This is a genomic window from Thiosulfativibrio zosterae, assembly GCF_011398155.1.
GTDB classification, from domain to species: Bacteria; Pseudomonadota; Gammaproteobacteria; order Thiomicrospirales; family Thiomicrospiraceae; genus Thiosulfativibrio; species Thiosulfativibrio zosterae.
Genome location: NZ_AP021888.1, coordinates 1 through 12,203 on the forward strand (window position 1 = coordinate 1; position 12,203 = coordinate 12,203).

Annotated in this window: 10 protein-coding genes; 6 read left to right on the forward strand and 4 right to left on the reverse strand. The window is 44.1% G+C overall.

Going from position 1 to position 12,203, the window contains the following annotated elements; all coding sequences use genetic code 11:
• The 5 genes from dnaA (at nucleotide 1) to THMIRH_RS00025 (ending at nucleotide 7,351) form a co-directional block, all read left to right on the forward strand.
• Nucleotides 1–1,365 (forward strand): chromosomal replication initiator protein DnaA, encoded by a 1,365-nt coding sequence (gene dnaA, locus THMIRH_RS00005; protein WP_173289497.1) that lies wholly within the window; start codon nucleotides 1–3, stop codon nucleotides 1,363–1,365.
• A 60-nt stretch (nucleotides 1,366–1,425) separates the two neighbouring features.
• Complete coding sequence (gene dnaN / locus THMIRH_RS00010; RefSeq protein ID WP_173289499.1) at nucleotides 1,426–2,532, forward strand: DNA polymerase III subunit beta; 1,107 nt, start codon at nucleotides 1,426–1,428, stop codon at nucleotides 2,530–2,532.
• 73 nt (nucleotides 2,533–2,605) lie between these two features.
• A complete protein-coding gene (recF, locus tag THMIRH_RS00015) occupies nucleotides 2,606–3,691 on the forward strand; it encodes a DNA replication/repair protein RecF (RefSeq protein WP_173289501.1) in 1,086 nt (361 codons plus the stop codon).
• Nucleotides 3,692–3,816: 125 nt separating this feature from the next.
• Complete coding sequence (gene gyrB / locus THMIRH_RS00020; protein WP_173289503.1) at nucleotides 3,817–6,255, forward strand: DNA topoisomerase (ATP-hydrolyzing) subunit B; 2,439 nt, start codon at nucleotides 3,817–3,819, stop codon at nucleotides 6,253–6,255.
• 148 nt (nucleotides 6,256–6,403) lie between these two features.
• On the forward strand, nucleotides 6,404–7,351 hold the full coding sequence (locus THMIRH_RS00025; protein WP_173289505.1) for a phosphoribulokinase: 948 nt from the start codon (nucleotides 6,404–6,406) through the stop codon (nucleotides 7,349–7,351).
• An 87-nt stretch (nucleotides 7,352–7,438) separates the two neighbouring features.
• Here THMIRH_RS00025 and THMIRH_RS00030 read toward each other — a convergent pair whose 3' ends face one another.
• Nucleotides 7,439–9,310, reverse strand: a complete 1,872-nt coding sequence (locus THMIRH_RS00030; RefSeq protein WP_173289507.1) for a TIGR00341 family protein — start codon at nucleotides 9,308–9,310, stop codon at nucleotides 7,439–7,441.
• Between the two features lie 259 nt (nucleotides 9,311–9,569).
• Here THMIRH_RS00030 and THMIRH_RS00035 point away from each other — a divergent pair, with 259 nt between their 5' ends.
• Complete coding sequence (locus tag THMIRH_RS00035) at nucleotides 9,570–10,409, forward strand: MipA/OmpV family protein (RefSeq protein WP_173289509.1); 840 nt, start codon at nucleotides 9,570–9,572, stop codon at nucleotides 10,407–10,409.
• Nucleotides 10,410–10,449: 40 nt separating this feature from the next.
• Here the strand turns inward: THMIRH_RS00035 and THMIRH_RS00040 are convergent, their stop codons facing one another.
• From THMIRH_RS00040 to hemF, 3 genes are read right to left on the reverse strand one after another with little or no spacing between them, the layout of a single operon-like run.
• A complete protein-coding gene (locus THMIRH_RS00040) occupies nucleotides 10,450–10,806 on the reverse strand; it encodes a hypothetical protein (RefSeq protein ID WP_173289511.1) in 357 nt (118 codons plus the stop codon).
• 24 nt (nucleotides 10,807–10,830) lie between these two features.
• Nucleotides 10,831–11,217, reverse strand: coding sequence for an RNA-binding S4 domain-containing protein (locus tag THMIRH_RS00045; protein ID WP_173289513.1), 387 nt, complete (start codon nucleotides 11,215–11,217; stop codon nucleotides 10,831–10,833).
• Entirely contained in the window at nucleotides 11,217–12,173 is a 957-nt protein-coding gene (gene hemF, locus THMIRH_RS00050; protein WP_173289515.1) for an oxygen-dependent coproporphyrinogen oxidase, read from the reverse strand. Before hemF ends, THMIRH_RS00045 begins: the two co-directional genes overlap by 1 nt.
• Nucleotides 12,174–12,203 lie beyond the last annotated feature (30 nt).

Consider the following 12,203-nt stretch of genomic DNA (forward strand, 5'->3'; position numbering starts at 1 on the left):
TTGTCAGCAATTTGGCCCCTAGCCCTCAAACAACTCGAACTGCGCCTCAATGATCAACAGTTCCACACTTGGATTTTACCCTTAAGACCTGTGGAAGATGAGCAGTCGATTCAATTGATGGCACCTTCTCCGTTCATTTTGGACTGGGTCAAAAAACTCTTACCGCAAATCAAAGAAGCCGTTGCATTTGTTGCGCCCTACGCCACCCCAGATATTAAACTCATGATTGGCGATTACGACCTTGATGAAGCTCCAGAAACTGAAGCCATGGTGATTCCGCAGCCGCTTAAGCCTGCCACCCCTAGCGCATCTAAAAATGCCGCTCCTGCTTCAAAAAATGGTATCAAACATAATTTAAACGCTAATTTTACCTTTGATACCTTTGTACAGGGTAAAGCCAACCAACTCGCAGCAGCTGCTGCACGCCAAGTGGCCGAAAACCCAGGCGGCAGTTACAACCCTTTCTTTATTTATGGTGGCGTAGGTTTGGGTAAAACCCACTTAATGCACGCCATTGGTAATGAATTGATGCGCGCCAATCCGGATGCTCGAGTGGTTTATTTGCACTCTGAACGCTTTGTGGCGGATATGGTGAATGCCTTGCGCCATAATAAAATTGATGAATTCAAGCGCTTTTATCGCTCGCTAGATGCCTTGCTCATTGATGATATTCAGTTTTTTGCCAATAAAGACCAATCTCAAGAAGAATTCTTTCACACCTTCAATCATTTACTAGAAGGCAACAAACAAGTCATCCTTACCAGTGACCGCTTTCCCAAAGAAGTGGATGGGTTAGAAGACCGTTTAAAATCAAGGTTTGGCTGGGGCTTAACCATTGCCGTTGAACCGCCAGAGTTTGAAATGCGCGTTGCCATTTTGATGAAAAAGGCTTCTGAGTTTGGCTTGTTATTACCTGATGAAGTGGCGTTTTTCATTGCCAAACGCCTGCGTGGTAATGTGCGTGATTTAGAAGGCGCTCTAAAACGCGTGGGGGCTTTTGCGCAGTTTACCCAACAAGCCGTCACAGTTGAACTTGCCAAAGAAGCCTTGAAGGACTTGCTGGCACTGCAACAAAAAATGGTCACCTTAGAAAACATTCAAAAAACCGTAGCCGATTATTATAAAATTCGAGTGGCGGATTTATTATCCAAAAAACGCACCCGCAACATCACGCGCCCAAGACAAATGGCGATGGGGGTTTCTAAAGAACTCACCAATCACAGCCTGCCTGAAATTGGCGATGCCTTTGGTGGACGCGACCATACCACGGTATTACACGCGGTGCGAAAAATCAAAGAACTGCGTGAAACCGATCACCGCTTTGACGAAGACTTTAACGCTTTAATTAGAATTATCACCAACTGATATCTTTGCACGAACAAAGGTCTCAACCCATTTATTGACTAGGATGACAGGGAATCTACTATGAAAATTAGCCTTTCTCGCGAAAGTTTATTGCGTGCGCTACAAACCGTGGCAGGCGTGGTCGAAAAACGCCAAACCATGGTAATCTTAGGCAATGTGCTGTTACAAATTCAACAAAATACCCTAACGGTTACGGCTTCTGACCTAGAAATCGAAACCCGTGCGCAAACTGAACTCGAAAGCTCACAAGGCGATTTCGCAATCACCCTACCTGCCATTAAGTTAATGACCATCGTGCGCTCTTTGCCTGAAGGCTTAACCATTGTTTTGAATTTTGAAGACGGCCGTTGTGACCTGTCAGCTGGGCGTTCGCGCTTTAAATTATCCAGCTTACCGGCTGATGATTTTCCAACCATAGACTTAACGCAAACCGAAATCTCTTTTGCACTGCAACAGCACCAATTGAAACAACTTATTCAGAACACCGCCTTTGCCATGGCTAGCCAAGATGTGCGTTTTTATCTGAATGGTATGTTGTTTGACATCAATCAAAGCGCGCTACGCGTGGTGGCAACCGATGGCCATCGTTTATCAACCTGCGCAACCACGCTATCAACCGAAGGCCTAGTACCTACCCAAGCCATTCTGCCGCGTAAAGGGGTTTTAGAGTTACAAAAGTTGATGAGTGATAATGATTCTTTGATTGAGTTTTCGTTAGCCAAAAATTACCTCACCGTGCGTCTAGAAGATACCGTGTTTACTTGCAAATTAGTCGATGGTCGCTTCCCTGATTACCGCCGTGTTATCCCGCAAAACAATGATCAAATCATTCAAACTGATCGTGAATTGTTCCGCAATCTATTACAGCGCGCCGCCATTTTATCCAACGATAAATTCAAAGGAATTCGCTTTGCCTTAGCAGCCAATCTGTTATCGGTGCATGCGCAAAACTCTGAACAAGATGAATCACACGAAGACATGGCGATTGATTATCAAGGCCCAGAAATGGAAATCGGATTTAATGTTAACTATCTGCTGGATGTTCTAAATTCGTTAAATGATGACCTAGTCACCCTGCGTATGAAAGATGCCAATAGCAGCTGTTTGTTTGAAACTCAAACCGATGTTTGTGAATGTCAGCATGTTATTATGCCGATGCGCCTCTAGCATTTTCCTCTAGCAATTCTGTGACTGTTTAAATCACTTTAAACAGTCATAACCTCAAGACACTTTCTTAACCTTGGCTAAAATCACCCAATTTTCTCTGCAAAACTTCCGTAATTTTGACCAGGCCTGGTTAAAACTGGCCCCAGGATTGAATCTGATTGTGGGGGATAATGCCGCTGGCAAAACCTCTTTAATTGAAGGTATTTGGGTTTTAGCCACTGGGCGGTCTTTTAGAACGGTTAAACCCTCGCAACTCATTCAACAAACCCACGCCGACTTAACCCTGTTTGCCGAAGTGGAGCAAGACGGTCAAACCCATAAACTGGGCCTAAACCGCACCGAACACTCTAGCACCTTGCGGCTGAATGGCGAAACCATTCACAGCCAGGCACTCTTGGCCAATAAATTGCCGGTACAACTCTTAACCCCCGAAAGCCATCGTTTGCTTGAAGAAGGCCCCAAAGCCCGCCGCCAATTTTTAGACTGGGGCTGTTTTCATCAATACCCCACTTTTAGCCAAGCTTGGCGTCATTATCAGCGCATTCTAAAACAACGCAATCATGCTTTGCGTCAAAAGCTCCCCAAAGCGCAAACCACTTTATGGGATGCACAACTGCTAGAAACCGCCGAACAGGTTCATCAAATTCGGCAAGCCTACACCGAACAACTTAAACCTTACTTGGATGAGTTTTGCCAAGCGATGATGCCAGAATTACAACTAGACATACAGCTGGGCTATAAATCTGGCTGGCCCAAAAACGCCGCAAGTTTGGCCCAATTGCTGCAAGACCACTATGCCAAAGATGCCCAACAAGGATTTACTCAGTATGGCTGTCATCGCGCCGACTTAAGTTTTAAACTGGATGGCCAAGATGCGTTGGTTAAATTATCGCGCGGCCAACAAAAATTATTTGTATGCGCTTTATTATTAGCCCAAGCCAGTGTCTATGAAAAACACAGTAACGCCCCTGTGATTATGTTAATTGACGACCTGCCAGCCGAGCTGGATGCCCAGCATAGGCTCACGCTATTAAAGCTGCTGGACTGCCTGAATATCCAACACATTATCAGCACCACCGCAGAAGAATTGGTCAGCGTGTTGAACCCAAAAACCACTCAAATATTTCAGGTCAAACACGGCCAAATTATTTCGGACTAAAATCTGCAGCTAAAAGCGCCAAAATAGCGCATTAAAACGCCTTAAACCCTTTCTAATTCACCTATTTAACTCAGGTTGTGATACAATCACTCGGTTAATTTTTTAATTAAAAAGCAGCGAAATCTATGACTGAAACAAGCAAACCTTCTCAAGCGTACGACTCCTCCTCCATTAAAGTCCTCAAGGGACTCGATGCCGTTCGAAAAAGACCCGGCATGTACATCGGCGACACCGATGATGGCTCTGGTCTTCACCACATGGTATTTGAGGTAGTCGATAACGGTATCGATGAAGCGCTTGCAGGTCATTGTGACAAGGTTGTGGTCACCATCCACACCGATGGTTCTGTGTCGGTTTCTGATAACGGTCGTGGGATTCCGGTCGGCATTCACCCAGAAGAAGGCGTTTCAGCTGCCGAAGTCATCATGACCATTCTGCATGCCGGTGGTAAGTTTGACGATAACTCCTACAAGGTATCCGGTGGTCTGCACGGAGTGGGTGTCTCGGTGGTTAACGCCCTGTCTGAAGAATTACACCTCACCATCAAGCGTGAAGGCCATATCTGGAAACAAACCTATCGCCATGGTGTGCCTGATGCGCCTTTAGCCATCGTTGGCGACACCGATTTAACCGGAACCGAAATTCGTTTTTTACCCAGTAAAGCCACCTTTACCAATGTCACCGATTTCAGCTTTGAATACCTGCTAAAGCGCTTGCGTGAACTGTCTTTCTTAAACTCTGGTGTGCACATCGAGCTTAAAGATAAGCGCGATGATCGCCATGAAGTCTTTAAGTTTGAAGGTGGTATTAAGGCGTTTGTGGACTACATCAACACCAATAAAACCCCCATTAACGAAAAAGCCTTTTACTTCAGTACCGTTAAAGACGACATCACCGTTGAAGTGGCCATGCAATGGTCAGAAGCCTATCAAGAATCGATTTTCTGCTTTACCAACAACATTCCACAACGCGATGGTGGGACGCATTTATCGGGTTTCCGTGCTGCTTTAACACGCACCATGAATGCCTATGCTGAAAGTGAAGGTCTAAACAAAAAATACAAAATCAATGTCAGCGGTGATGATGCCCGTGAAGGTTTAGCGGCGGTTATTTCGGTTAAAGTGCCTGACCCAAAATTCTCATCACAAACCAAAGACAAGTTGGTTTCATCCGAAGTGAAAACAGCCGTTGAAACGGCAATGAACGAAAAGTTCGCCGAATATTTACTGGAAAATCCCAAAGAAGCCCAAGCGGTTTTTGCCAAGATAGTCGATGCCGCGCGTGCGCGTGAAGCCGCTCGTAAAGCCCGTGAAATGACGCGCCGTAAAGGCGCTTTAGACATCGCAGGTCTACCGGGCAAACTGGCAGATTGCCAAGAAAAAGACCCTGCTTTATCTGAACTCTATCTGGTGGAGGGTGACTCCGCGGGTGGTTCAGCCAAACAAGGTCGTGATCGCCGTACCCAAGCGATTTTGCCATTAAAAGGTAAAATCCTGAATGTGGAAAAAGCCCGTTTTGATAAGATGATTGCCTCTGCCGAAGTCGGCACGCTGATTACTGCCTTAGGCTGCGGCATCGGGCCAGACGAATACAATATCACCAAATTGCGTTACCACCGCATCATCATCATGACGGATGCGGATGTGGATGGTTCGCACATTCGTACCCTACTACTGACTTTCTTCTACCGTCAGTTACCTGAGTTGGTACAAAACGGTTATATCTATATTGCACAACCGCCTTTATACAAAATCAAACGCGGTAAGCAAGAAAACTACCTAAAAGACGACACCGAACTCGAAAGCTATTTACTGCAATCGGCACTCGACCAAGCGCAATTATCTGTGTCAAAAGACGGTCCGGCCGTTCAAGGATTGGCGTTAGAAAACCTGGCCAAAGATTACTTACAAGTTGAGCGCATCAATGGCCGTTTATCGCGTCGTTATAATAAAACTTTCTTAAATCAATTAATTCTAGCCGATAAAGTGACCCTAGAAATGTTGAATGACCAAGCCGCCCTGCAAGCATGGGTGGATTTAGAATTGCAAAAACTGCAAGCCATCGGCGAAATTCAAAAGGTGACTTACCAGTTGTCTGTTGAACCCGCGCTAGAAGGCGAGGCTAAGTTCCAATTGCGCTTACAACAGCGTGAACACGGGACTTTGCATTCTCAAGTGTATAGCGAAGAGTTTTTTGCGTGTGCCGAATATCAAGCCATTGCAAAAGTCAGCGCTGCCCTTAAAGATTTGTTAGACGCCACGGCCTTTGTGCAACGCGGTGAAAAACAAGAACCGGTTAGCAACTTTAAAGACGCTTTAGATTGGTTATTAAACGAAGCCAAGCGTGGTCAAAATATTCAACGCTATAAAGGTTTGGGGGAAATGAACCCTGAACAGCTTTGGGAAACCACTATGAATCCCGAATCGCGTCGTTTATTACAAGTGACCATTAAAGATGCCATTGCCGCTGACCAAGTCTTCACCACCCTGATGGGAGATGAGGTAGAACCGCGTCGTAACTTTATTGAAAGTAATGCGTTACAGGTTGAAAACCTAGACGTTTAGTACGCATTAAAGCGCGTGATAAAAAATTTTGTTTTGAAATCTAATAGATTATGGTTTTAAATAGCACAAATTTTTAAAACTTTTAGTCGAAATTTAACCCAAAAATAACCAGGCCTGGTTATTTTTAGAAAACTTTAGGAGACTGTCTATGTCTGTGGAACACCCAATAGTATCCGTAACTGGTTCATCTGGTGCCGGTACCTCTTTTGTTAAGAGAGCCGTTGAAGCAATTTTTAAACGCGAAGGTTTAAATGCCGCCATTATCGAAGGCGATAGCTTTCATAAATATAGCCGCATGGAAATGCGTGCTAAGGTTGCTGAGTCTAAGGCAAACGGTGGTCCAGTGTTGACTCACTTCTCTGAGTATGCGAACGAATTCCAAAAACTAGAAGCTTTGTTTGCTGAATACAAAAAATCAGCCACCGGTAAGCGTCGTTATTACATTCACTCTGACGAAGAAGCCGCCGAGCATAACGCGCGTTTAGGCACTAACTTATCAACTGGTGAATTCACGCCTTGGGAAGATTTACCCGCAGATACCGACATCCTGTTCTACGAAGGTTTGCACGGAATGGTTAAGCGTATGGATCACGGTCCAGAAGAAGGTAAATACAATGTAGCTCAGCATGTTGACTTAGGGATTGGCGTTGCGCCAGTGGTCAACATCGAGTGGATGCAAAAAATCTACCGTGATACTTCAGAGCGTCCTTATACCGTTCAACAAGTGCGTGATACCATTATGGAGCGTATGGATGATTATATTGAATACATTCTGCCTCAGTTCCACCGTACCCACATCAACTTCCAACGTATTCCGTTAGTTGATACTTCAGATCCGTTCTCAACACAAACTGAAATCGCACCGATGGGACCATCACCAGAGAACTCTTTGGTTATTACCCATGTGCGTCACAAAGACATCGAAGATTTAAGCTTAATCGTTGATAAAATTGAAGGTGCTTGGTTACAGAACGAAACTACGATGATTTGTTCTGGTACTAAAATGGTTGAAGCCATGGATTTAATCATGACGCCAATCATCCAAAACCTAATCACTAAAAAGCGTGCAGCCATGGCGAGATTAGCAGCTAAGTAATTTATTTAGAACGCTCGCTAATACGAAAAAGCCCGGTTTACGAAAGTAACCGGGCTTTTTTTTTGGTGTAATCTTCATCAATCGCAATTAACGCACCATGACAGATGTGGCCTCTAAACGAATCGGCTCCCCTACCTCGCTTTCAATTTTGGCCTTTACCTGCTCGATGCGCGCGGCTTCAATCGGGGATTGCGATAACAATTTCACAGAAACCGTCATCGGCGAACCGTGAATAACTTGTACATCTTTAATCTCCAAATCTTCAATCTGAGATCCCTCTAAAGCTCTGACCACGCGTTGTTCAGAAACCATGGCATCAAATGCCAACACCAAAGGAATACTCACTATCCCCACAAACACCAAAGAAATCACAATGCCTTTTTTGGCTAAATGAAACGGACTAAAGCCCATCAGTAAAAAGGTAGCCGCTGCGGCCAACACAATACCGACAAGGTTGGTCATAAACAGTAAAAAAGCACCCCAAAACACATGCCAATCCAACCAACCTATGCCAATACCAGAAACCGCTAAAGGTGGTACTAAAGCCACTGCAATGGCAACCCCCGCCAAACTTTTGGCCACATCAGAACGCGCATTAGCATAAGCCCCGGCAATCCCAGAAATAATTGCCACCGCCAAATCTAATAGCGTTGGACTGAGTCGTGCGCCAATTTCATGATTAATGGCTTGCAAGGGGGTAATTAGGGTTAATAAAGTACCAAAAGTTAAGGCCATGACAATGCCGGTAAAAAGCGTTTTACCACTGACTGTCATTAAATCGGTATTTTGGCGCAACACCCCCATGGCCAGGGAAATAATCGGCGCCATCAAGGGTGCTAAAATCATCGCCCCGATAATCACTGGGGCAGAATTCGCAAACAATCCCACCGTAGCCAGCAAGGTGGCTAATACCATCAAGACCAAATAAGATTCCGAAGTCCGCGCATTTTCTTTTAAGGTTACAAAAGTTTCTTTAACCTCTTCTGGGTCTGAGTGATAAATCCAAGGTAAAGGTCTGCTGATTAATTCATTGATAGACTGCCCTTTAGGTAAGCCACTGATTCTCATGGATTCTTTCAGCTCTGCGGGATTTTCTTTTTTAGGTAAGCGTGTACTGAGCACTTTAAGCGCATCTTTTTGAACCGCTAAAGTGACTGATTCAGCCATCATTTGTTGTCCATCAATGCTATAAGCCAACTCTTTTGTACCTTTAATCACCAAGCTTTCTGTTTTGATGTGTCCCAAATAATCGGGCAAAACACCTTGCTCAGCTTTCTTACTAAACAGCTTAGTCACCAAAAAATTCACTATTTGCGACAAACTGCGGGGCGCTAATATCAAGGCATTTAACGTGGATTCGTCTACCAGTGTTTCGCCGACCGTACGACGGGTAAAATCGCTGCCACTGGCACGATACACCACGGTAATTCCCAAGGCAGCGGTGCTGACCGTGGTATTTTTTGCCGTGGTTAATTTGTAAGGAAACAAACAATCGTGACGAAGGTTGCGCACAAATGTCACCAAATGGAGCAGCTTGCTCATTAATCCTTCGTCCATTTGTGAAGCAGGACGCATGGTGCTTGGATTGCCCAACATAACCGATCCAAACACCAAATCATCATTACAAGTCATTAAATCTGCTAAAACTGCTTCTTCAACACTGTCAATATCCTGAAGGGCTTCCTTGGCTTTTTTGGGAACATCAAAGGTGCGGTAAAGCCTAATCATCTCAGGATGAGGCAAAAAACCCACCTGCCAAAGATGTTTGACTGCCAGCGGTAAGGCTAAATATAAATCAGCATCACTCAACCACAGCAATACCCGGCTATCTTCCGGTAAAGCCGGCAACGCATTCATATCAAAAGCAAAGCTGACAAACTCTTTATCTTCAAATAACGGCAAGATGGTTTCATTAAAAATATCTGTTTTTGCGCCATCATATAAAATGGTATAGGTCATTAAAGCGGCTCCTTAAGTATGCCCTTGACAGAAAATATCATATAAATCCTTCGCATAAGTGATGGGTGAGAAAAAATTCGATAAAATTAACTTACTAAACCGAAAAACGCCGAACTTGGCCAAGCACGCATTAAAGGGTTAGAAAATTTTAGCCATTTTTTAGCGTGCATTGATTCGTGCAAAGGTTACAATCGTTGTTAAACTTTACGGGTAAGAGCTAAAAGCGCTCAAAAAAGTCACTCTTAACTTGCGAGGAATTATGCTCAGTAAATCTTCTTTAAGCCTTTGGCTAAGTTGTTTATACCTTTATCAACCCTTGCTATTTGCCCAACAAACCCTGCCTAAATGGGAGTTTGGTTTGGGTCCATCGCTGGTATCTTATCCTGATTACCCGGGCTCTAAGGAAAAAAACGATTTATTGCTGCCATTTCCGTATTTTACCTACCGCAGTAAAGACTTAACCATTGACCAAAGAGAGGTCAAAAAGCCGTTATATGAATTAGGACCCTTAGAACTGGACTTGAGTTTGTCGATTTCTGTGCCGGTTTCTAGCAAAGACAACCAAGCTCGCAACGGCATGGAAGACCTAGATGGTTCGGTAGGGTTAGGGCCTGTTTTTAAATATACGCTTTATCGCAAACACATCAGTGAATTAAAGTTAGAGTTGCCCATCAGAGCGATTTTAGCCACCGATTTTAGGTCCATTCACCAAGAGGGTTGGGTCACATCACCGGGCATTTATTACTATTATCGCCGCAATCTAGGCAATCACCAGCGCATCAAAGCCACCTTTGGCACCAGTGCCGATTTTGCCACCGCACAATACAATGATTATTTTTATGGGGTCAATCCAACAGAAGCAACCGCGACCAGACCGGCTTATCAAGCAACAGGCGGTTTTGCGAATATGAGTTACAGTGCCTCAATTAATTGGCATATTGGACAATTTTGGATAGGTGGATTTTATCGACAACGCGACTTAAAACAGGCGGTGACCGCAGCGAGTCCGTTGGTGGAAACCACAAGAGGTGAAACCTATGGATTGGTCTTTACTTGGAACTTCTTAACATCCGACGAAACAGTAGACACATTAGAATAATGCAAAAAAAGGTTTTGAAACAATTACTTAAAACCGCTTTTTAATCTGACAATTTAAATTCAGCCACTCTACCTTTAAAATGTTCAAACCCAAAACTTTCTAGGCAGGGTTTGCCATCTATCTCGATTAAACGATTGTGAAAATCGATATATTTATGATTTTTTTTGGCCGTCAGCACATCATTTTGAAAATGCACATATTGTTCCGCTTCTCCTGAAAAGGTTCTGACGAAAGCATCCATCACCTTTTTGAAATCTGAGGTATCAATAAACAAACTCAGCCAATTTTCACCTCGGACCGTTTCACCCTGGGTGCCATAACCCAAAAAATTTTGCGGGTCTTCATAATCGATAATAATGGCATCATCATTTAAGATAATTCTAAAATCATATTCCATGTAACACTCCCTTCAGCCAGATTTTTAAAACCCAAAATCAATGGCTTCAATTTTACGGCGGTCGCGCTTAGTCGGACGACCTGCGCCTTTTTCTCGGTAGCCCACTAAAGCCATATCTAAAGTAGGTTTGCGTTGGTTTAAAAGTTCTTCATTTAAACGATATAAATGCTCAGCCATCTCTGCCGAGCCACGCTTATCGCTGATGGCTAAAACCGTGACTTTGACTTTGCGGTGTTCTTGCGTAATGGATAACTCATCGCCTAAAGCAATCACTTTACTGGGTTTAGGCTTTTGGCCATTTAGCTCAATTTTGCCGCCTTTTAAGGCTTCTAAAGCCAAACCACGCGTTTTAAAAAAGCGCGCCGCCCACAACCATTTATCTACCCGAACCTTATCGTCTAAATCTTCCATTATTCTAGATCTGCCAACCAATCTTTAGGGGTTAAATAGTCATAAAGTTCCGCTTCTGGACTGCCGGGTTCTGGATGATAATCATATTTCCAACTGGTTAAAGGCGGCATCGACATCAAAATAGATTCTGTGCGACCACCGGTTTGCAAGCCAAATATCGTGCCTCTATCATATACTAAATTAAACTCAGCGTAGCGGCCTCTGCGATAAAGCTGAAAATCTCTTTCGCGCTCACCATATTCAAACTGTTTGCGGCGATTCATAATGGGGCGATAAGCGGTAATAAAATGATTGCCAACCGACTGCATAAACGCAAAACAAGTTTCAAAATCCCAACCTAAAGATTCCGTATTCATATCATCATAAAACAACCCGCCAACACCTCGGGTTTCGTTGCGGTGTTTTAGATAAAAATAGTCATCACACCATTTTTTGTACTTGGGATAAATCTCAGCACCAAAAGGTTCGCAGGCTTCTTTGGACTGCAAATGCCAATGTTGCACATCCTGCTCAAACGGATAATAAGGGGTTAAATCAAAACCGCCACCAAACCACCAAACCGCTTCTTCGCCTTCTTTCTCAGCCACAAATAAACGCACATTGGCATGAGACGTGGGCACATAAGGATTGCGCGGATGAATCACCAAAGACACACCCAAAGCCTGAAACGAACGCCCCGCCAACTCTGGACGATGCGCCGTTGCCGATGCGGGTAAGGTTTTGCCGCGTACATGAGAAAAATTAACGCCGCCTTTCTCAATAACTTCTCCATCTTCCATCACACGAGTACGCCCACCACCCGTCAAGCCCATCGAGCCTTCCGCTTTTTCTCGCTCCCATGCATCTATAATAAAGTCTTTCGACCCATCTTCGGCTGACAATTGCTGACAAATGTCATCTTGTAAACTTAATAAATAGGTTTTTACGGCTTCAATATGGGTAGCGGTGACAGACATAGGGTTTCCTTCTCAGTTTAATTACTTCAT